Source organism: Mesorhizobium ciceri biovar biserrulae (genome assembly GCF_001618845.1).
Lineage (GTDB): Bacteria > Pseudomonadota > Alphaproteobacteria > Rhizobiales > Rhizobiaceae > Mesorhizobium > Mesorhizobium ciceri.
Genome location: NZ_CP015064.1, coordinates 4,074,901 through 4,095,444 on the forward strand (window position 1 = coordinate 4,074,901; position 20,544 = coordinate 4,095,444).

16 protein-coding genes are annotated in these 20,544 nt (G+C 65.0%); 6 read left to right on the forward strand and 10 right to left on the reverse strand.

The features are described 5' to 3' along the window. Window positions 1-96: 96 nt before the first annotated feature. From A4R29_RS19150 to A4R29_RS19175, 6 genes are all read right to left on the reverse strand, one after another. A complete protein-coding gene (locus A4R29_RS19150; RefSeq protein ID WP_063168598.1) occupies window positions 97-1,182 on the reverse strand; it encodes a sensor histidine kinase in 1,086 nt (361 codons plus the stop codon). Window positions 1,183-1,314: 132 nt separating this feature from the next. Continuing rightward, the gene (locus A4R29_RS19155) at window positions 1,315-2,805 is read right to left on the reverse strand and encodes an efflux transporter outer membrane subunit (RefSeq protein WP_063172609.1); all 1,491 of its coding nucleotides are present in this window, start codon (window positions 2,803-2,805) and stop codon (window positions 1,315-1,317) included. Window positions 2,806-2,817: 12 nt separating this feature from the next. Beyond that, complete coding sequence (locus A4R29_RS19160; protein WP_063172610.1) at window positions 2,818-5,961, reverse strand: efflux RND transporter permease subunit; 3,144 nt, start codon at window positions 5,959-5,961, stop codon at window positions 2,818-2,820. A gap of 3 nt (window positions 5,962-5,964) precedes the next feature. Then, complete coding sequence (locus A4R29_RS19165; protein ID WP_082827449.1) at window positions 5,965-7,236, reverse strand: efflux RND transporter periplasmic adaptor subunit; 1,272 nt, start codon at window positions 7,234-7,236, stop codon at window positions 5,965-5,967. A gap of 245 nt (window positions 7,237-7,481) precedes the next feature. After that, the gene (locus A4R29_RS19170; RefSeq protein ID WP_013530681.1) at window positions 7,482-7,688 is read right to left on the reverse strand and encodes a hypothetical protein; all 207 of its coding nucleotides are present in this window, start codon (window positions 7,686-7,688) and stop codon (window positions 7,482-7,484) included. 160 nt (window positions 7,689-7,848) lie between these two features. Further along, a complete protein-coding gene (locus A4R29_RS19175) occupies window positions 7,849-8,529 on the reverse strand; it encodes a hypothetical protein (protein ID WP_013530680.1) in 681 nt (226 codons plus the stop codon). 239 nt (window positions 8,530-8,768) lie between these two features. On the opposite strand from A4R29_RS19175, the gene A4R29_RS19180 reads away from it, so the two are divergent. From A4R29_RS19180 to A4R29_RS19205, 6 genes are all read left to right on the forward strand, one after another. Next, window positions 8,769-9,497: a response regulator gene (locus A4R29_RS19180; RefSeq protein WP_063173734.1), complete on the forward strand. Its 729-nt coding sequence runs from the start codon at window positions 8,769-8,771 to the stop codon at window positions 9,495-9,497. Further along, a complete protein-coding gene (locus A4R29_RS19185) occupies window positions 9,494-10,735 on the forward strand; it encodes an ATP-binding protein (protein ID WP_063172611.1) in 1,242 nt (413 codons plus the stop codon). The genes A4R29_RS19180 and A4R29_RS19185 overlap by 4 nt, the downstream gene beginning before the upstream one ends. A gap of 571 nt (window positions 10,736-11,306) precedes the next feature. Further along, the gene (locus A4R29_RS19190; RefSeq protein ID WP_063173735.1) at window positions 11,307-12,476 is read left to right on the forward strand and encodes an acyltransferase family protein; all 1,170 of its coding nucleotides are present in this window, start codon (window positions 11,307-11,309) and stop codon (window positions 12,474-12,476) included. Beyond that, window positions 12,473-13,579 (forward strand): glycosyltransferase family 2 protein, encoded by a 1,107-nt coding sequence (locus A4R29_RS19195; RefSeq protein WP_063172612.1) that lies wholly within the window; start codon window positions 12,473-12,475, stop codon window positions 13,577-13,579. The genes A4R29_RS19190 and A4R29_RS19195 overlap by 4 nt, the downstream gene beginning before the upstream one ends. Window positions 13,580-13,582: 3 nt before the next feature. Further along, window positions 13,583-14,617 (forward strand): glycosyltransferase family 2 protein, encoded by a 1,035-nt coding sequence (locus A4R29_RS19200; RefSeq protein ID WP_063172613.1) that lies wholly within the window; start codon window positions 13,583-13,585, stop codon window positions 14,615-14,617. Between the two features lie 9 nt (window positions 14,618-14,626). Next, the gene (locus A4R29_RS19205; RefSeq protein WP_063172614.1) at window positions 14,627-16,411 is read left to right on the forward strand and encodes an ABC transporter ATP-binding protein; all 1,785 of its coding nucleotides are present in this window, start codon (window positions 14,627-14,629) and stop codon (window positions 16,409-16,411) included. Window positions 16,412-16,693: 282 nt separating this feature from the next. Here A4R29_RS19205 and A4R29_RS19210 read toward each other — a convergent pair whose 3' ends face one another. The 4 genes from A4R29_RS19210 to minC form a co-directional block, all read right to left on the reverse strand. Beyond that, complete coding sequence (locus A4R29_RS19210; RefSeq protein ID WP_063172615.1) at window positions 16,694-18,160, reverse strand: coiled-coil domain-containing protein; 1,467 nt, start codon at window positions 18,158-18,160, stop codon at window positions 16,694-16,696. 366 nt (window positions 18,161-18,526) lie between these two features. After that, window positions 18,527-18,799, reverse strand: a complete 273-nt coding sequence (gene minE / locus A4R29_RS19215) for a cell division topological specificity factor MinE (protein ID WP_024501686.1) — start codon at window positions 18,797-18,799, stop codon at window positions 18,527-18,529. Further along, entirely contained in the window at window positions 18,796-19,611 is an 816-nt protein-coding gene (gene minD, locus A4R29_RS19220; RefSeq protein WP_024501687.1) for a septum site-determining protein MinD, read from the reverse strand. Before minD ends, minE begins: the two co-directional genes overlap by 4 nt. Before the next feature lie 67 nt (window positions 19,612-19,678). After that, window positions 19,679-20,479, reverse strand: coding sequence for a septum site-determining protein MinC (gene minC / locus A4R29_RS19225; RefSeq protein WP_063172616.1), 801 nt, complete (start codon window positions 20,477-20,479; stop codon window positions 19,679-19,681). Window positions 20,480-20,544 lie beyond the last annotated feature (65 nt).

Genomic DNA, 20,544 nt, shown 5'->3' on the forward strand with positions numbered 1-20,544 from the left:
ACGCGAAGGGAGATAGCGGGGAAGGCAAGGCCGGCATGAGTAGGTCGAAGATCAGCCAAGCGGAGACGGCCACCTATGCCGCTTGGCTCCCGCGCGCTAAGGGGCGGTGGCAGCCGAGCGCTTGAACAGGATGGTCACCCGCGTGCCCTCGCCGGCGCTCGACGTCACGTCGAACTCCGCCTTGGCATTCTCGGTCAGCGAGCGGGCGATCAGCGCGCCGAGTTTGCCGCGCTTGGGCCAGCTCTCGCCGTCCGGCAGGCCAATGCCGTCATCGGCGATCACGATGCGGCAGCCATCGCCGTCAACGATGCTGTGCAGCGTGATCGTGCCGCCGTCACGTCCCTGGAAGGCATGCTTGAGCGCATTGGTCAAAAGTTCGTTCACCACCAGCCCGGTCGGCATGGCGACATTGATCGACACCGGATAGGTGTCGACCTTCATGTCGAGGCGGATGCCCTCGACCGCATGCGAGTTCATGACCGCCGACGCGATCTGGCTGAGATAGACACCAAGATCGACCTCATCCTTGCCATCGTCCCCCGACAGCGTCTGGTAGAGGATCGCCAGCGCATCGACGCGCCCCGCCAGCCTCTCGAAACGCTTCTGGTCCGGTTCGGCCGCGTTGCGCGTCTCCATCCGGATCAGCGCGGTGATCATCTGCAGATTGTTCTTCACCCGGTGCTGGAGTTCGCGCAGCAGCGTGTCCTTCTCACGGATGCGCTCGTCGATCGATCGCGCATCTTCGGTTTCGCCATGGGCCGAAACGTCGACCAGCGCCACCAGCCGGAAGCAGGCCTTGCCATTGTCGTCCTCGATGACGTTGGAATAGACGTCGACGATAGTCGGTTGGCCTTCCTTCCGCTCCAGCCGGAACGTGCCGATGAAATCAGTGTCCTCGACCACGGCCTCGAACAGCGGCCGGTCCTTCTGCTTGTGCAGGCCGGTGCCGGAAAGCGCCGCCCAGTGTTGGCGAGCGAGCATCGCCGCCTTGAGGCCGGACAGTTTCTCGAATTCCGGATTGGCATAGACGACACGCTCCTTCGAACCCAGGTCCGAGACGGCAATGGCGATCGGCACCTGGTCGAGGAACTTCTTGAACTGTTCGCTTTCGAGCGCGCTGGCAAGGTCCGGCGTTTCGAGCAGCTGCCCGACCGCTTCGGCCTTTTGTGTATCGGATGTCATCTGCGGCGCCTGTGCTGTGTGGGCACCATCAATAACAGCGATGCGATCACCCCGCCATCGCCAAACGTTTTCACGCCCCGCATCGGCGATGGCGGCGTGTCTGCCGAACTGACGCCGCTGCCTGAGAGTGCCTCAGGAGGCCGGCTTCGACGCCAGCCGTGGACCGGTGTTGACGTCGACGATCTCCGGCTTGGCGCTGTCGACCGCGCCATCCCAGCCGCCGCCGAGCGCCTTGTTGAGGGCGATGTAGTTGGTCGCCAGCAGGACGCGGCTTTGCAGCAGCGAGTCCTCGGCCGAATAGAGCGAGCGCTGGGCGTCGAGCACGTCGAGGAGGCTTGTCTCGCCGGCCTTGTAGAGCGAGCCTTCGAGACTTGCCGCCTCGCCATAGGACTTCGCGGACGAGGCGAGCTTGGCGATCCGGATGCGCTCCTGCGACAACAGCACCAGCGCGTTCTCGACATCCTCGAGCGCCGTCAGCACCGAAGACCGGTAAGCGATGAAATACTGATCGCGTTGCGCCTTGGCGACCTCGACGGCCGCCTGCAATTGGCCGGCATTGAACAGCGGCACACTGAGCGTCGGCCCGAACGACCAGCCGATCGACGAATTCTTGCCGAGATCGCCAAGCTTCAGCGCCGCCGTGCTGATGTCTCCCGTCAGGCTGACCGAGGGATAGCGGGCGGCTTCGGCCTGGCCGATCTTGGCGGTATATTGCGCATATTGGCGCTCCGCCATGCGCAAATCGGGCCGCGATAGCAGGAGGTCGGCGGGAATTCCGGCGGGCATCGGCAGGCGCGGTGCAGGAATGGGCGCGACCCGCTTCAGCCGCTCGTTGAGCGAGGCAGGCGGCCGGCCGGCCAACACCGCGAGACGATGCACGGCCTGCGTATAACTTGCCTCCAGCGTCGGAACGGCGGCTTCGGTGCTCGCTGCCTGCCCCATTGCCTTGGCGACATCGGCGGCGGTCGCCGTGCCCGCCTGCGCCATGGTGCGGGTAAGTTCGGCGGTCTGTCTTTGCGACGCGGCCGAACGACGGGCGAGCGCGATGCGGGCCTGGTAGCCGCGCGCCTGGGTATAATAGGAAGCGACATCGCCGACCAGGGTGAGAAGCGTCGAGCGCAGTTCCTCCTGCGAGGCGTTCAGCCCGTAGCGCGCGGCCTCTACGCCCCTCCGGTTGGCGCCGAACAGGTCGAGCTCCCAGCTTGCATCGAAGCCGGCCTGGTACTCGCTGTAGGTGGCGTCAGAGCCTGATGTGGTCTCGGCCGACTTGTTGCGGGAGGCCGAGCCGGAGCCGTCGGCCGAAGGCAGCAATGTGCCGGCACTCTGGCGATAGCTGGCGCGCGCCTCGCGGATTTTTGCCTTGGCGGTGGCGACATCGAGATTGCCGGCAACCGCTTCCTCGACAAGCGTGTTCAGCTCGGGATCGCGTAGCCGCTGCCACCATTTTGACAGTCGTGCCGGCTGGGCAGGCTTTGTCGGCTTCTGGCCGCTCCAATTCGCCGGCATTGCCATTATCGGTGTCTGATAATCCGGACCGACGACGCATCCCGCGAGCAGGACAGCGGTGAGCATAGGCGCAAGAAGCCGCCTCGCGGCCACCGAGCCACGTTCCAAACCTGTCATGTGAAGTTTTCCTTATTGCTGGGTGGCCGTCACCGGCGTCTCGCCCGTATCTGGTTTGGCCGCCCTGCCCTTGAAGATGCGCCGCACCGTGACGAACAATAGCGGCACCAGGAAGACGCCGATCACCGTCGCCGCGATCATGCCGCCCATCACGCCGATGCCGACCGAGTTCTGCGCGCCCGAGCCCGCACCGCTGGCGATCGCCAGCGGCAGCACACCCAGGATGAAGGCCAGCGACGTCATCAGGATCGGCCGCAGCCGTTGTCGCGCCGCCTCCAGCGTCGCCTCGACCAGCCCCATCCCGGCGGCTTGCCGCTCGATGGCGAACTCGACGATGAGGATGGCGTTCTTGGCGGCGAGACCGATCGTGGTCAAAAGGCCGACCTTGAAATAAACGTCGTTGGACTGGCCGAACAGGCTGGCCGCCAGCAGCGCGCCGAAGATGCCGATCGGCACCGACAGCATGACCGCGAACGGGATCGACCAGCTCTCGTAGAGTGCGGCCAGGCACAGGAACACGACCAGCGCCGAAATCGCGTAGAGCGACAGCGCCTGGTTGCCGGAAAGCTTCTCCTGGTGCGACAGCCCGGTCCACTCGTGCGAATAGCCGGCGGGCAGTTGCGCGACGAGCTTGTCGATCTCGTCCATGGCGGCACCCGAGCTGACGCCCGTGGCCGCCGCGCCCTGGATCTCGACCGCCGCCGAACCATTGTAGCGCTCCAGCCTGGGCGAGCCGAATGTCCAGTGGCTGGAGGCAAAGGCCGAGAACGGCACCATGGCGCCGCTGGCGTTGCGGACCTGCCATTTGTCCAAATCTTCCGGCTGCATGCGGAAGTTCGGGTCCGACTGCAGATAGACCGGTTTCACCCGCCCGCGATCGATGAAGTCGTTGACGTAATCGCTGCCCCAGGCGGTCGAAAGCGTGTTGTTGATGTCGGCCAGGCTGACGCCCAGCGCGCTGGCCTTCTCCTGGTCGATGTCGACCGAGAATTGCGGCTGGTCTTCCTGGCCGTTGGGCCTTGTGTTGGCGAGCACCTTGCTCTGCCCGGCCAGGGCCAGAAGCTGGTTGCGCGTCTGGATCAGCGCGTCATGGCCGGCGCCGTTGACGTCCTGCAGGTAGAAGTCGAAGCCGTTGGTGTTGCCGAAGCCCTGGATGGCGGGAGGCGCGAGCGCGAAGACCTGCGCGTCCCTGATCTTCGAAAACGCGCCCATCGCCCGGCCGGCGATGGCCTGCGCGGCGGAAGCCGGCGATTTGCGCAGGTCGAAATCCTTCAGCCGCACGAAAGCGATGCCGACATTCTGCCCTGCGCCGCCGAAGCCGAAGCCGGAGGCGGTGAACACCCCGTCGACGACGTCCTTCTCCTGGTTGAGATAATGGTCGGTCACTTCTGCCAGCACGCGCTCCGTGCGATCCTGCGTCGCGCCGACCGGCAGCTGCACGCTGGTGATCAGGATGCCCTGGTCCTCTTCCGGCAGGAACGAGCTCGGCAGCCGGGCAAACATCCAGCCCACGGCAACGACGATGGCCAGGAACACGACGAGGAAGCGCCAGGATCGGTTGATGATGCCGTGCGAGCCGTCGCGGTAGGCAAGCGTGCCGCGGTCGAAGACACGGTTGAACCAGCCGAACGGGCCGGTCTGCGTCGCATGGTCCTTGGGCGGCCGTAGGATGGTGGCGCAAAGTGCGGGCGTCAGCACAAGGGCGACCAGCACGGACAGCACCATCGCCGAGACGATGGTCACCGAGAATTGCCGGTAGATGATGCCGGTCGAGCCGCCGAAGAAAGCCATCGGCACGAACACGGCCGAAAGCACCGTGGCGATGCCGATCAGCGCGCCGGTGATTTCGTGCATCGACTTGCGCGTCGCCTCCTTCGGCGACAGGCCTTCCTCCTGCATCACGCGTTCGACATTCTCGACGACGACGATGGCGTCGTCGACCAAGAGGCCGATGGCCAGCACCATGGCGAACATGGTCAGTGTGTTGACGGAATAGCCGAACAGCGACAGCACGCCGAACGTGCCGAGCAGCACCACCGGCACGGCGATAGTCGGGATGATGGTGGCGCGCAAATTCTGCAGGAAGATGAACATCACCAGGAACACCAGCACGATCGCTTCGGCCAGCGTCTTGACCACTTCCTCGATCGACAGCCGCACGAAAGGCGAGGTGTCGTAGGGATAGACGACCTCGACCCCTTGCGGGAAGGTCGAGCTCAGCCGGGCGATCGTCGAACGCACCGCTTCGGCGGTGTTGATGGCGTTGGCGCCGGTCGCCAAATTGACGGCGACGCCGGCCGCCGGCTTGCCATTGTAATTGGCCTGCGTCGTATAGCTTTCGGCGCCGAGCTCGACGGTGGCGACATCGTTGAGGCGGACCAGCGAGCCGTCGGTCTGGCTCTTCAGGATGATGTTGCGGAACTGTTCGGCGGTCTGCAGCCGGCTCTTGGCCGTCACCGTGGCATTGAGCTGCTGGCCCTTGCGCGCCGGCAGGCCGCCAAGCTGGCCGGCCGAAACCTGCGTGTTCTGCGCCTCGATCGCCGAGGCAATGTCGCTCGGCATCAAGGCGTATTTGGCGAGTTGGTCAGGATCGAGCCAGATGCGCATGGCATAGCCGGAGCCGAACAGCTGCGTCGAGCCGACGCCTTCGACGCGCTTCAGCGTGTCGTTGACGGTGGCGTCGACATAGTCGGCGAGATCGGTCGAGTTCATCTTGCCGTCGGTCGAGACGAAACCGATGACCATCAGGAAGCCGGTCGAGGATTTGGAGACGGTGATGCCATTGCTTTGCACCACCTGCGGCAGCTGCGACTGCACCAGCTGAAGCTTGTTTTGCGTCTGCACCTGGGCGGTGTCGGGATCGGCAGCCGTGGTGAAGGTCAGCGTGATCGAGGCCGAACCGGTCGAGGTCGAGGTCGCCGTCATGTAGTCGAGATTGTCGATGCCGGTCATGCCTTGCTCGATGACCTTGGTCACCGAATTTTCCACCGTCTGCGCATCGGCGCCCGGATAGGTGGCGCTGATGTTGACTGTCGTCGGCGCGATCTGCGGATATTGCGAGATCGGCAGCGAGGTGAGCGCGAGAAGCCCGCCCAGCATGATCACGATGGCGATCACCCAGGCGAAGATCGGCCGGTTGATGAAGAATATGGACATCGCTCAGTTCCCGGTGGCGGCGCCAGCCGCCGGTTTGGCAGCGTTGGACGCGGCCGGTGCGGCGGACGTGCCCTGCCCGCGGTCCTTGACCTCGCCGGTCGTCTCGTCGATCGTCACTTCGACGCCCGTTGCATCGCCGCCGGGGCGCACCAGCTGCATGCCCTCGACGATGACGCGGTCGCCGTCGCCGACGCCTGAATCCACCAGCCAGTTGTTGCCGACGCTGTTGCGCACTGCGAGCACGCGTGTCTCGACTTTCCCCTGCGCGTTGATGACCATGGCGGTCGCCTCACCCTTGGTGTTGCGGCTGACGGCGCGCTGCGGCACCAGGAAGCTGTTCTGGGCGACGCCCTCCTCGACCAGCGCCCGCACATACATGCCGGGCAAAAGCAGGCGGTCGGGATTGGGGAATTCGGCCCTGAGCGCGAAGGTGCCGGTGGTCTGGTCGACATTGGCGCCGGCGAATTCCAGCTTGCCGGTCTGCGTGTAGATGGTGCCGTTCTCAAGCTTCAGCTTGACACTGACATTGGGGCCGCTGAACTTCAGCCGCCCTTCCGAGATCGCCTGGCGCAGATTGAGCAGGTTGGTGCTCGACTGCGTGACGTCGACATTGATCGGATCGAGCGCACGGATGGTGGTCAGCACAGTGTCCTGGTTGGCGGTCACCAGCGCACCCGGCGTCAGCGTGGACTTGTCGATGCGGCCGGCGATCGGCGCGGTGATCGAGGTGCGGTCGAGGCTGATGCGCGCCGTCTCGGCGCTGGCCTTGGCCGAGGCGACATCGGCTTGCGCCTGTGCCAGCGTGGCGGCGGCATCGTCATAATCCTGTTTTGAAACAACGTTCTGCTTCAAAAGCCCTGCATAACGGTCGAACTTTGCCTGCGCCGTAGGCACCGCCGCTTCCGCCTTCTGCTGTGCGGCGACCGCGCTGTCATAGGACGCCTTGTAGCTCGCCGGATCGATGAGGTAGAGCGGCTGTCCAGCCGCCACCTCGCTGCCCTCCTTGAACAGGCGCTGCTGGATAATGCCGTTCACCTGCGGGCGCACTTCGGCAACCAGCGAGGCCGCCGTGCGTCCCGACAGTTCGGCGGTGATCGCCACCGATTGCGGATGCAGGGTGACGACGCCGACTTCCGGTTTGCCGGGCGCGCCCATGCCTGCGGGGGCGCTGCTCTCCTGCGAGCAGGCCGCCAGCAGAAAGGCGGATGCGAACATCGCGGCCCAGGGCGCCAGACGGCGTGCCGGCTGCAAAGACGGGCTAGGCTGGATAGACATGGACTGAATGATCTTTCGCTGGAGTTGCGGGCGCGGGCAATCGACCGCTTGGTCGAGGCATGCCGGCCGATATCTTGATGGTGGGCCGCGCCGGTCTGCGGGCGGCGACGAGCAATGCTTCGAAGCGGCTCATGTCGCGCTCCTTCTCGGCGGCCGGAGCTGCTCGAAGGTCGAGTAGCCGGCCGCGATGCCCACCAACATCATTATGCCGATCAGCGAGGACATGCCAAGCGCCTTGCCGGAATTCACGCGATCTTGCGGTCATCATGCCCATGGTTGTCGAGCGGCTGCGACAGCGGGAGCGACAACCGCCAGCCGGCGAAACTCAGGCGGATCGCGCCCTTCAGCGTGTCGGCCGGCGGGGCCAGCGGCATGCCTCGCCCGACAGGACCGAACGAGAGCCTCGGGCTGGCGGACGCGAGCAGCCGCAGCATGATCATGGCTTCCCACATTGTCGTGCTTCCATTGCAGGGTTCGAATTGGGCATGGTTCGAATTGGCGCGATTCGAACTGGGCGTGATTGAAACGAGGATGGCGGAGATACGCCCGCCATCCCCGGAGAACCGGCCGACCCGAGAACGGGTTGGGTACCGGGCCGGCCGGTGCAGTCGGTCAGAGTTGCTCGTCGTTCCCGGGCTGGGGCGGGAGCTGCCTGCCATCGTTGGGCAGGCCTCTGGGGCCGGCTGCATCGTTCGGCGGACCGCCCCAGGGACCGGGGGGTGATCCATGGGCACGTTCCGCCGAAGCGAGGAGTTCGAGTTGTTCGGGCGTCAGCTTGGCGCGCAGTTCAGCGATCGCCTCCTTCAGTCTGCCGGCCGAAACCGCGCGGGCGGTAACGTCGTCGGCCAGCTTTTCCTGGAAGGCGAAGGGATCGGGCTTGCCGCCCGGGCCTGCTGCGTCGGGGTCCTTCGCTTCAGCACCAACGGGCCGCCCGCGGTCAGGCCGAGGCTGCGAAAGCACCGCCTGCAGCGCGCTGGTGTAGTCGCGCCAGGCGTCGAGTTGTTCGGTGCGGATGCCGACGCGGGTCTCCAGCGCGGCGAGCCGGGCGGCCAGCATGAATTCCGGCGGCGGACCCATGCGGCGGGGGCCAAAGCCTTGCGGGCCGAAACCCTGCGAACCAGGTCGCATCGGTCCATGCGGGCCGGGTCCATTCCGGCCGTGGCCTGCCCCATCCTGCATGGCCATGACAGGGGGCGGCTCACCGGGTCCGGCGCCGGGGTCGGGCTGCGCCGCCAGCGCGGGGTGAATTGCGGCGACGGAAAACAGGCCGAGCGCAAGAAGTCTGCTTGGCATAAAGATGTTCCTTTCTCTCATGCTTCGGACGGTTCAGAGGATAGGAAGCGTCTTTGTCCGCTTCGCGTCGGCGTGTTGCCGAAGGTTTCCGCAAAAGGGCAATTTGTTTCCGAATGTTTCCCATGGCCCGCCGGAAACGTTCGGTTGCAATTTTCCACGCCGCTCGGGCGCGGCTCTCCTATAATCGCGGCAAGCCCCTGCAATCACGGGTCCCAATATTCATCGGCAACGGCACGGTCATGCAGTCACAACCCCATATCCTCGTCGTCGACGACGACCGCGAGATCAGGACGCTTCTCCAGCGTTACCTCGACAGCCAGGGCTTTCGCGTCACGGCGGCGGCGGACCGGCGCGAATGCGAGCAACGGCTTGGCTCCGGCCAATTCGACCTGATCGTGCTCGACGTGATGCTGCCGGACGGCTCGGGGCTCGATATCTGCCGCGGTTTGCGCGACCGCAAGCCGCACACCCCGGTCATCCTGCTGACCGCGCTGAAGGAAGATGTCGACCGCATCATCGGCCTGGAACTCGGCGCCGACGACTATCTCGGCAAGCCGTTCAACCCGCGTGAGCTCATTGCCCGCATCCGCGCCGTGCTCAGGCGCTCGACGCCCGAGGAAGCGCCCGCGCCGCCGCGCGCGCGCATCTACCGCTTTGCCAGTTACAGGCTGGAACCGGAGACCCGCAAGGTGACGGATGCGCGAGGCGTGGCCGTCGACCTCACCGGCGCCGAGTTCGATCTTTTGCAGGTGTTTCTCGACCGTCCCGGCCGGCTTTTGTCGCGCGACCAGCTTCTCGACCTGACGCAGGGCCGCGAACGCGATCCGCTCGAACGCTCCGTCGATGTGCTGGTGAGCCGGCTGCGCCGGAAATTTTCCGACACCGGCGACGGGCCGCTGTTCAAGACCGTGCGCAATGGCGGCTACCAGCTCACGGCGCGTGTCGAGACCGTGGAGAGCCACGCGTGAATTCGCTGCGCCGCCGTCTCATCCTGCTGTTGGTCGCCTCGATCGTCGGCGTCGTCGGCCTGGCGACGGCCGCCGTCATCAGCGTGCGCGGCGGCGGGCCGCCGCCGGAACTGACCGTGCCCTGGATTGCCCAACAGATGGAAATGGTGGTGCGGCTCTTGCCGGGGCCGATCCCCGACGTCCTGCGGGTTCAATTCGCCGACCATCCAGCGGGCGGCAAGGTGGCTCGTGCGGAAACGGCGATGCTCAACGACATCCTGCACCGCCGTGGCCTCGACTTTCCCGCGGTCGTCAACGAGAAGCCGGACGAACCCGGCCAGATCGCATCGATGCACCTGCCCGACAGCCGATGGGCGATCATTGAGGTGCCGCACCTCAAGCCGCCGCGGCGAGAATGGCTGGTTCTGGCCGGCTGGATCTCGCTGATCGTCGCCGGCGCCACGGCGGTATCGGTCTATTTCACCTCGGTGCTGATCCGACCGCTCGAAATGCTGGAGGCCGCCGTCTCCAAGATCGGATCGGACGGCGTGCTGGCGGCGGTGCCGGAAGTGGGTTCGGCCGAGGTCAAGGCCACCGCGCATGCGCTGAACCAGCTCTCGTCGCGGCTGCGGACCGCCATGGAAAGCCGCATGCGGCTGGTCGCGGCTGCCGGCCATGATCTGCGCACGCCGATGACGCGCATGCGGCTGCGCGCCGAATTCCTGGACGACGAACGCGACAAATGGCTTCACGACCTCGACGAACTCGATCGCATCGCCGACAGCGCCATCCGCCTGGTGCGCGAAGAGGTCAACCAGGACGCCGTCGAAGCGGTGGACCTGGCAAAGACGGTGCGCGATATCGAAGCCGAGATGGTGTCGCTCGGCCATGCCGTCTCGATCGGGCACCTAGAAAAGGTTTGCGTGCGCGCCGGCGCGCTCGGCCTGCGCCGCGCCTTGCGCAACCTGATCGTCAACGCCGCCACCCATGGCAAGGCGTGCCGCATCGACCTGGCCGCGGCCGACAATCGCGCCGTGCTGACCATATCGGACCATGGGCCGGGCATCCCCCCGGAACTCCTGAACAAGGCGTTCGAGCCCTTTTTCCGCGTCGACCCCGGCCGCCTGCAATCGATCCCCGGAGCTGGTCTTGGCCTCGCCATCGCCAAGGAAATCATCGAGCGCTACGGAGGCACGGTAACACTGGAAAACCGCCGGGGCGGCGGGCTGGAGCAGACGGTGGTGTTCGACGCGGTGTGAGGGTTGGCGGTCAGCCGAGTAATGGGCGTTGCGCGTGGCAACGACGAAAAACAGAGACGATGCTGCACCGCGCAAAGCTAATGGTTCCAAATCATTTCTTCACGGAGCCAGGGCCGGATCCATATAGACAAAATATAGATTACGGAATTTCCTGTGGTCTAACAAAGAACTAGGCTCTCAAGCCACGAGCTCGCAAATCAACCGAGGCGGGAACATCGGCAAAATTTAAACCACAGCGTTTAAGTTCTGAGAAAAATCGCCAGAATTGACGAGAAACGCTCGGTTTTCTCAATTTTTTAGCACTTGCTCACATAAGTATTTCAGCTGGGTAGATTTTTTGTGTTGCGCCGCACAATGCCGTAGCCGAACGATCTCCTGGGGGACTCGTTTGCGACTGGATATGCGCCGTGGAGGATCCCGCCAGGTTGACCAGCTTGAGCCACCCGTCCGTCGATTTCGAGCGTAGGTTCGACGATGCCTGCGCTCTGGCGGGTCTCGTCCGCCTTGGCCTGCCGCTCGAAACGGCCGGGTGGCGGCTTGGTCGCGGCCATCACGCTGGCGGATGCCGCTGATGGGAAGCGCCCGCGACATCCAACTGGATGCGTTGAGAGCCATCGCCGTGACGATGGTGTTGTATTCCCATTTCTTCGCCGCTGGAGGATCTTCATTCTGGGGCCATATCGGCGTGCGGCTGTTCTTCGTGCTGAGCGGCTTCCTGATCACGCGCCTGCTCCTGGAAGCGCGTTCGGCCGCCGAATTCGAGACCGGTCCCGCGCTGCGATCCTTCTATATCAGGCGGGGCTTGCGGATATTTCCGCCCTATTTTGCCGTCCTGGGTTTCGTCTGGCTGGTCGACCTGGACCAATCCAGGGGATCGCTGGTCTGGCATGCGCTTTACCTGTCGAATTTCTGGTATGCGATGCGCAATGACTGGAACCCTTGGGTGCTGTGCCATTTCTGGAGCCTGAGCATCGAGGAGCAGTTCTATCTTGCCTGGCCGCTGGTCGTCCTGCTGGCCCCGCGCCGCCGCTTCGAACAGATCTGCATCGGCGTCATCGCACTGTCGCTGGCCTATCGCTTTTACTGGCCGCTCACCGCCAACACGACGCTGGCGCGCGACCTGCTGCCGCCGGCATCCATGGATGCGCTGGCGACGGGCGCGCTGCTTGCCTGCTGGCGATCCAGGGGCGCGGCCCTGCCGCACTGGATGCGGCTCTGCTGGCCTGCCTTCGCGGCCGCATTCCTTGTCATCGAGTGGTTTGTGCCTGCGCCCGCCGATCCGATGCTCGAATGGGTCCATTGGCTGGTGCGGCAAGTCCTGCCGCTGGTGCCGCTGATGGTCATCGTCGCAGCCTGTTCGCGCGGCCTTGGCGGCACTTTGGGAAAGCTTGCCGAACTGCCGCCGCTGCTTGGCCTCGGCCGCATCAGCTACGGCGTCTATCTCTATCATCCGATATTGCTGTCGCTCGCCGTCAAGGCGCAACCCTGGATTCCGCTCAACGTCTCGGAGCAAGGGCCAGGGCGTTTCCTGGTTGCGAGTGCCGCCACGATTGTCGCGGCCTCGATTTCCTGGGTGGTTTTCGAGAGGCCGCTCAACAGCCTGAAGCGCCACTTCCCCTATGTCGCGCGCACCCGCTCCGCACAGGGCAGCCATGGCGGCTGGCTCGCGACGGCGGCTGGCGGATCGCCCGATGGCCGCACACCGGCGCTCGAACTCCAGCGCACGGATGCAAGACGATGACTGCCGCACCGCTCGTCTCCGTCCTGTTGCCGGTCTACAATGCCGGTCCCTATCTCGCCACCGCGCTGGGAAGCATCCTGCGGCAGGATCACAGTCGCCTGGAGATCATCGCGATCGATGACGGTTCGACCGACAATTCGCTCGAGATACTCGAGCGATGCCAAAAGGCCGACAGCCGCATTTCGATCATCTCGCGCGAAAACCGTGGCCTTGTCGCGACGCTCAACGAAGGGCTGGCGATCGCCCGGGGCGAACTGGTCGCGCGGATGGACGCCGACGACGTCGCCTATCCCTGGCGTTTGTCGCGCCAGGTGGCGCTGTTCGAGCGGCGGCCCGAACTGGGCTTCTGCGGCGCCGGCGTCGACATGTTGATCCGCGGCCGCATCGCCAGGGGCAGGCCCGATCCGGTGTTCCAGTTCGGCCGCATCCCTGTATTGGCGATGTTCTTCACGATCTTCATGCACCCGACGGTCGTCTACAACAGGAAGGTCATCGACGACAGCGTCCTGCACTATGACCAGGCCTACCGGCATGCCGAGGATTTCGATCTTTTCAGGCGGCTGGCCGGCCGTTACCCGGCAGCCATGATGCCTGAAAACCTGGTCGTCTACCGCGTCCATCAGGCAAGCGTGACGAGCCGGCACGTCAAGGAGATGCGCAGGACGCATTTGCGGATCGTGGCCGAGAACCTCGAGCGCGAGGGCCTGGCGCAGGCCACGCGGGACCTGCGCGACATTGGCGATGCGGTCAGCCACGGCGCCGTCGCCCGTGCGGCCGACTTCATCGTCGCGCTGGAGGAGGAGATTTCCTCGCTGCCGGCGGCGACGCGGCCGAGCTTCGAGGCCGGCGCGCTGAACCTGTTCTATTTCCTCTACCAGCTCGTCGCCGACGAAAACCAGCCCGCGCTGACGCATGAATTGCTGACGCGGACCGCGAAATGGAACGTCATCCGGCGCCGCGAACAATATGCCCTGCGGCCCGGCGCCTGGGCGCCCTGGCTCAGCCGCGCCTCGCTGTCGGCCGCCAGGCAAGCCGATGCCATGGCATACTTCTTCAAATCCGCGCCCGCCGCGGCGGTTCTGGCACCTTATCAGGCGGGCTGAGGCATGATCGTCAAAGCCAACCAACCCCTGCAGCGCGATCGTTCGACGGCGCTTGGCCCCGCCCCGGCCGGTCCCCGCCCGGAACGAGCGGCGCCGGAAGTCAGCTTCATCATCTGCACGCGCAACCGCGTCGCCGTGCTCGATGCCTGCATCAAGTCGGTGCAAGCCGCATGCCGCGCACATGCCGGCTTCGCCGCCGAACTCGTGGTCGTCGACAACGGTTCGAGCGACCGCACGGCCGAACGCCTGGCCAGCATCGCGGCTGCGTCGGACATTCCGTTCACGCCCGTTTGCGAGCCGCGCCCCGGATTGGCGGCTGCGCGCAACGCCGGGCTGAGGCGCGCGCGCGGCCGTGTGCTGGTCTTCGTCGACGACGACTGCGCGCTCCATCGCGACTATCTGCGCGATCTGGAGCGACACTATGCGTCCGGGGAACAATGGCTCATCCGGGGCGGCCGTGTCGAGCTTGGCGATGCCAGGGATTTGCCGTTCACCATCAAGCGGTCGTGGGCGCGCGAACGCCTGACGCCAGATGTTCATCCCGGCGGTTTCGTGCTGGGCTGCAACATGACGATGCACCGCGATGTCGCGGCCCGCATCGGCTATTTCGACGAACGCTTCGGCGCCGGCGGACCATTGCGGTCGGCCGAGGATACCGATTACCTCGTGCGCGCGATGCTGTTCGGGATCGCGGTCGAGTATGTGCCTGACATGACGATTTTCCATCATCACGGCCGGCGGGATCGCAAAGCCATCGAAAAGCTGCATCGCGACTACAGCCTGGGCAATGGCGGGCTCTGCCTGAAGCATGTTCGCCACGCGCCCTGGCTGCTTCGCCATTTCTACTGGGCCGCAAGAGGGGCTTTCCGGGAATTGGCGGGAGGACCCGCCTTCGATCGTGAACTCAACCTGTCGCACTGGCCGATCGTCGCCATGAATTTGCTCGGCGCGGCCAGGTTCGCGGTTCTCCTGCTGGTCAGACGGCCGCGGGCCGAACCGGTGCGCCAAGACCAACAAGCCAATGCCCAGGCGAGGTGAAACGCTGTAATGCCAATGCTGCCGCCAAACCTGCCGATGCTGTTCCGGGCGTTCGGAAAGCGGCAACTGCGCCTGCTTCCGGCGGTGGTGGTTCTCGGCCTGGTCAGCGCCGTCCTCGAAGGGTTCGGCATCGGCCTGATCATCCCGTTGCTGGGCATCATCATGGGACACGGGGATGCCGCCGGAATGGCAGGCTTCTCCGCCGTCCTCCAGCACGTCGGATCGGGCTTGAGCGAGCGCGACCGGCTGATCGTCATTTCGGCCGCCATCCTCGGCTCGATCATCCTGAAGAACGTCTTCGCCTTCGCCAACACGCTGCTGACGACCTTCATCTCCGGCAAGGCAAGCCATTCCATCCGCAGCGCCCTGTCGGAGCAGCTGTTGCGGGTCGGCTACCCGTTCTTCCTGCGGCAGAATCCCGGACGCCTGCTCAACATCATCTCCAACGAATCCTGGCGGGCTTCCGATGCGATCCAGATCATGCTGTCGGCCATCGTCAGCGCATCGGCCGCCATCATCCTCCTGGCTTTCCTGCTGCTGCTTTCGTGGCGCATGACGCTTTTGGTCACGCTCGGACTGGCGCTCGTCCAGATCGCGCACGCCATCCTCTCAGCCAATCTGAAGGAGCCAAGCCGCAGCGTCGCCTCGCGCAACGGCCACCTCGCCTCGCAGATGCTTCACCTTGTGCATGCCGGACGCCTGATCCGCATCTTCGGACAGGAGAACCGGGAAAAGGCGATATTCGACACGGCGTCGGATGCGGTTCGCCGCGCCTCCTTCGCGCTGCTGGTGCGCCAGGGAGCGCTGCCGCCGCTGACGGAGGTTCTCCACGCCATGCTGTTCCTGGCGGTGGTGATCGGCGCCTGGCTGGCGCAGGTGAGTTTCCCGCTGATCATCGCCTTCGTCATCCTGCTCTACAGGCTGCAGCCGCATATGCGGGCCCTGCAGGGGTCGTGGAGCCAGCTGCAAGGCCTGAGCGGATCGCTTGAGGAGGTGACATGGCTGCTGGATCCCGCCGGCAAGCCGCAACCGCCGCAAGGCGACGGGCCATTCCACGGCCTGCGCCAGGGCATCAAGTTCGACGATGTGACATTCACCTACTCCGGCACGGACCGGCGCGAGGTTGTGCTGCATGCGGCGGCATTCGAGATCCGCGGTGGCCGCTCGACGGCGCTGATCGGCCGCTCGGGCGCCGGCAAGACGACGATCGTCAATCTCCTGTGCCGCTTCGTCGAACCGGACACCGGCAGCATCCTCGTCGATGGATCGCCGCTCGACCGGATCGATGCTAGCCAGTGGCGCCGGCACATCGCCCTGGCCAGCCAGGAACTGGAACTGGTCGACGGCAGCATTTTTGAAAACATAACCTACGGCCAGGATGCCGCGACAGCCAGCGATGCCGAGGCCGCCGCAAGACTGGCCGAAGCGCATGAATTCATCGAAAGGCTGCCTCAGGGCTACGACACCCTGGTTGGCTACAGGGGCATCAACCTGTCGGCGGGACAGAGGCAGCGGATCGCCCTGGCGAGAGCCCTGGTGCGCGATCCCGATCTCCTCATCCTGGACGAGGCCACCAATGCCGTGGACGGGCTGTCGGAAGCGGCCATCGTCGAGACCTTGAAGTCGAGAGCCGGCCGCCGCACGACCATCGTCATCAGCCATCACCACAGCACCATCTCGTTCTGCGACGACGTGGTCATCCTGAGCGGCGGCCGCGTGAAAAAGCAGGCCCCTTTCGGCGCCCTGGCCTCGCTCAGCATGGACGAGCTTTACCAGCACGAACCGCTCGACTGAGAAGGCGCCGGGCCGGCCCGCGATCTTATCCTGGGCGTGTCTGCAGCCTCCGGCCGGCGGGTCGTCGCAAGGGTTCGAATCACAAGCCAGGGGAATTGCCGCTGGCACCTTCCGTGATCGCACCAATGCCGTGCGGGACCGAGGCGCGCTACCTTGCCTGTGCGGCGGACCTGTCGATCCGCCTGGCCGGTGCCCCATTGGGCTTACTCTCCGGGTGAGGTGCCGGCCTCCCATGCACAAACAAAGATCTGGTAGCCTGAACCCCTTCAGGCGCGACACGCTTCAGGTGGCGGCGCCGACATTCCTGCGCATGCGCCGTCTGCCCGTCGTCCGTGCTTTCTTCGCCATCGCCCCGGCCATCTCGACCACGCCGTCCTCGCGCGGCCTGCCATTGGTGGCCTTGTGGAGCCGCTCATAGGGCAGCAGTTCCTTGATCCGGGCATTGAGCGAGGCGATTTCGGCCTTGAGATCCTCGCACTCCTGCCTCTGCACGTCGAACTGTATCTGTTCGGACGCTTGTTGCAGCGTCAGCTGAGAAAGGTTGGCGTTCACCTTGGAAAGACTCATCTTGTCGCTTTCGCTCTCCTGGCTCAGCGCGGACAATCTTTCATCGGCGATCTTCTTTTCGGCCAGGGCATCGTTCAGTTCGCTCTTGAGCCTGGCGATCTCGCCCGCGGCTTCGCTGTTTTCGCTCGACACTTGCTCAAGCCGCGATTGCAGGTTCTGGATCTCCGAGCTCAACCCGCGCATTTCCGCCTGGCTGCGAGCCAGCTCGGCTTCCTTGTCGCCTTCCATCATGCGGGCCGCTTCGGTCGTTTCCGACAGTTTCGCCTGTGCCGCCTCGAGCGACTTCTGCAGCCGCATCTCCTCTTTCTCGCTCTTGCCGAGCGCCGCCAGCAGCTCCGCCAGCCGCGCTGCTTCGGTGGCATGGACCGCCGACAGCTCGTCGAGCCTGTGGCGCGCCTGCGATTCCCGCTTCAGCGCCTTGTCGAGTTCGATCGACAGGTTGACGTGCTTTTCGCGCAGCATCTTGCTTTCGCGCAAGCGCCTGTTGGCCTCGACCGTCCTGGCGGTCAGCCGCTTGGCGATGTCGCCGAACTCCGCTTCGCGTTTGGCGCTCGCATTGGCTGTCTCGACGAGTTCCAGCCTGACCGCGGCAAGTGCCGCACGCAGCGTCTCCCGGTCCTGGACCAGGCTTGTCTCGCGCTGCTGCAGCGCTTCGAACGCGCCGTCACGCTCGCGCAGCTTTCGCGTCGCGTCGTGCAGCTTTTCCGACAGCGCCCTCTGTTCGGCGGCCAGGGCGGCATTGGCAACCTCCAGCTCGTTGGCGCGCAGGATGTCGCTGTGCAGGATGTTGAGGAATTCGCGCGTCAGATGGTGTGAGGTGCCGATCTCCGACAGCTTGTCGTTGATCTCCTCCAGATAGTCCCTGGCGTCGTGGAAAAGCCCCTCGAAGGCGCTCAATGCAGCCAGCCGGGTCTGTGTATGGGCGGTCAGTCTTGGCGCGGTTTCGGAACTGTCCGCAGCGCCCGCATTCTCGGCATTCCCGGCATTGTCGTCATTTGCCGCATCGGCCTGGGGTGGCCCGTCATCGGCTGCCGCCTGGGCATCCGGCACATCGTCGCTCTCTGGCGGCGCCAGGTCGTCGGCGTCGAGACTTGCATCCAGCGCGTCCGCCAAATCGATCTGCAGGTCCTGGATCGCTTTATCCACGTCTTCAGCACGCTTGATCAGGCCTCTGAAGTTCATCACCAAACTCCCCTTACGCATACCTCGCTTAGAACTTAACGAATTGCTAATATAGCCTACATCCGCTGCTTGCGCAGGGGAAGCCCCGTCGGCACAAAGGTAAATTTGGGACATTTTAGGGGTTTGGACGCTGCGAGCGATGCGGTGCGAGGGTGCGAAGCCGGTTCTGCCGGCGGGACAGCGTCCCCCTCTGTCCTGGACATCTCCCCCACACGAGGGGAGATTGGACGTCATGCGGGCTTTCGCCAATCGCCAACGTTGCAAGAAGAACTGAAGCGCAGAAATTGCCAATCTCCCCACTTGTGGGGGAGATGTCCGGCAGGACAGAGGGGGGCGCGAAGGATCGCGGCTCCCCCTAACTTGCCCTCACCCCGCCATGGCCAGCGGCACGGCGCTCTTGTTGGGGATCTGGATGTCGATTTCCAGCGTCGACATGGTCTCGCCGCGGTCCATCGAGACCTGCAGATAGTCCTGGTCGATCTGCACATGCTTGGCGATGACGGCCATGATCTCCTCGCGCAGGATGGAGACGAGGTCGGGCTGGCTGCGGTTGCGGCGCTCATAGGCGAGCAGCACTTGCAGCCGCTCGCGCGCCACCGGGGCGCTGGAGCGCCGCTTGAAGATGTCGAGCAGGTTCATGCCGCCCTCCTTCCCAAAAGACGATCGAGGAAGCCCTTGCGCTCGAAGGGCACGATGACGGGCAATTCCTCGCCCTCCAGCCGCCTGGCAGCGTCGATATAGGCCTTGGCAGCAGTGTTGAGCGGCTCCGACAGCGTCACCGGCGAACCGAGGTTGGAGGCGCGCAGCACATCCTGGCTTTCCGGAATGATGCCGAGCAGCGGCACCGACAGGATTTCCAGCACGTCGTCGATGGACAGCATCTCGCCGCGCGAGGCGCGTGCCGCGTCGTAGCGCGTGACCAGCACATGCTTGGCGATCTGCTCGCCCTGCTCGGCCCGCAAGGTGCGGGCGTCGAGCAGGCCGATGATGCGATCGGAATCGCGCACCGACGACACTTCCGGATTGGTGACGATGACCGCCTCGTCGGCAAAGCGCATGGCGAGCTGCGCGCCGCGCTCGATGCCGGCCGGGCTGTCGCAGAACACGTAGTCGAACACCGAGCGCAGCTTGTCGATGACTTCGCCGACGCCCTCTTCGGTCAGCGCATCCTTGTCGCGCGTCTGCGAGGCCGGCAGCAGGAACAGCGTCTCGACCCGCTTGTCGCGGATCAGCGCCTGCGAGAGCTTGGCCTGGCCCTGGATGACGTTGACGAGGTCGAACACCACGCGCCGCTCGGCGCCCATGATCAGGTCGAGGTTGCGCAGGCCGACGTCGAAGTCGACGAGCGCCACCTTCTTGCCGGTCTTGGCCACGGCCGCCCCGAGGGCCGCCGTCGAGGTCGTCTTGCCGACGCCCCCCTTGCCCGAGGTGACCACCACTACCTTGCCCATTGAAAAGCCTCCGTTGTTGTTGTTCTTGGTCGGGCGACCATCGGCCGCCCCAATATCGAAACGAATGTCAGCTCAGCGTCGAAACCCGCAACGCGTCGCCGTCGAGAAACGCCTGCACCGGCTTGCCGCGCGAAACGCCTTCCATCTCCTCGGCGGTGACGTACCAGCCGTCGACCGCCAGCAGCTCCGCCTCGTTCTTGCGGCAGAAGATGCGCGCGCCCCTGTTGCCCAGCGCACCCGCCGAAGCGCGCCCGCGCAGCGTGCCATAGACATGGATCGAGCCCGCCGCGATGATCTCCGAACCGGACGCGACCGAGCCGAGCACGATGACATCGCCATGCGGATGCACGATCGCCTGGCCGGAACGGATCGGCGCCTTGATCATCAGCGTGCCCGAAGCTTCAACCTGCGGCTCGCTATCGCCCGCCTTGCTTGCGCCAGCCTTGCCGTCGGCGACCTTGTCCGGGCCGGCTTCAGGCGCCCTGCCCTCGGCCTTGCCCTCTCCGGAAACATCCTCCCGCGCCTTGCGGGGCAGCAGCCCATCCGTCGTCGCCTCCTTGGCACCGACCAGCACCGGCGGCAGGTTAGGCGCGAGTGCGGCGTGGCCGTCGAGCTCGATGGCGTAGACGCGGATGCCGCGATGGCCAAGCACGTCGACCAGCGATTCGATCGCGGCGACATCGGGCTTCAAGGTGTTGAGATCAAGCACCACCGGCCGCCCGGCAAAATAGCCCGGCGAGTTGCCGATCCAGTGATCCAGCCCCTCCAGCCACACGTCCAAAGGCGCTTCGGGCGTCAGCGTGAAAGCGACGAAAGAGCGGGCACGAAAACGAATGGATTTGGCCTCGAGGGGGGCGGCAAAGGTCACGGCTGGCGAATCCTTACTGAGAGGTAAACGCTAGCGAGGGAATGGTTAACGAATGGTTAATGAGG

Coding starts and splice junctions, on each gene's coding strand:
- A4R29_RS19150 (WP_063168598.1), bottom strand. CDS start 1,182: ATGACATCCGATACACAAAAGGCCGAAGCGGTCGGGCAGCTGCTCGAA.
- A4R29_RS19155 (WP_063172609.1), bottom strand. CDS start 2,805: ATGACAGGTTTGGAACGTGGCTCGGTGGCCGCGAGGCGGCTTCTTGCG.
- A4R29_RS19160 (WP_063172610.1), bottom strand. CDS start 5,961: ATGTCCATATTCTTCATCAACCGGCCGATCTTCGCCTGGGTGATCGCC.
- A4R29_RS19165 (WP_082827449.1), bottom strand. CDS start 7,236: ATGTCTATCCAGCCTAGCCCGTCTTTGCAGCCGGCACGCCGTCTGGCG.
- A4R29_RS19170 (WP_013530681.1), bottom strand. CDS start 7,688: ATGTGGGAAGCCATGATCATGCTGCGGCTGCTCGCGTCCGCCAGCCCG.
- A4R29_RS19175 (WP_013530680.1), bottom strand. CDS start 8,529: ATGCCAAGCAGACTTCTTGCGCTCGGCCTGTTTTCCGTCGCCGCAATT.
- A4R29_RS19180 (WP_063173734.1), top strand. CDS start 8,769: ATGCAGTCACAACCCCATATCCTCGTCGTCGACGACGACCGCGAGATC.
- A4R29_RS19190 (WP_063173735.1), top strand. CDS start 11,307: ATGGGAAGCGCCCGCGACATCCAACTGGATGCGTTGAGAGCCATCGCC.
- A4R29_RS19195 (WP_063172612.1), top strand. CDS start 12,473: ATGACTGCCGCACCGCTCGTCTCCGTCCTGTTGCCGGTCTACAATGCC.
- A4R29_RS19200 (WP_063172613.1), top strand. CDS start 13,583: ATGATCGTCAAAGCCAACCAACCCCTGCAGCGCGATCGTTCGACGGCG.
- A4R29_RS19205 (WP_063172614.1), top strand. CDS start 14,627: ATGCCAATGCTGCCGCCAAACCTGCCGATGCTGTTCCGGGCGTTCGGA.
- A4R29_RS19210 (WP_063172615.1), bottom strand. CDS start 18,160: ATGAACTTCAGAGGCCTGATCAAGCGTGCTGAAGACGTGGATAAAGCG.
- minE (WP_024501686.1), bottom strand. CDS start 18,799: ATGAACCTGCTCGACATCTTCAAGCGGCGCTCCAGCGCCCCGGTGGCG.
- minD (WP_024501687.1), bottom strand. CDS start 19,611: ATGGGCAAGGTAGTGGTGGTCACCTCGGGCAAGGGGGGCGTCGGCAAG.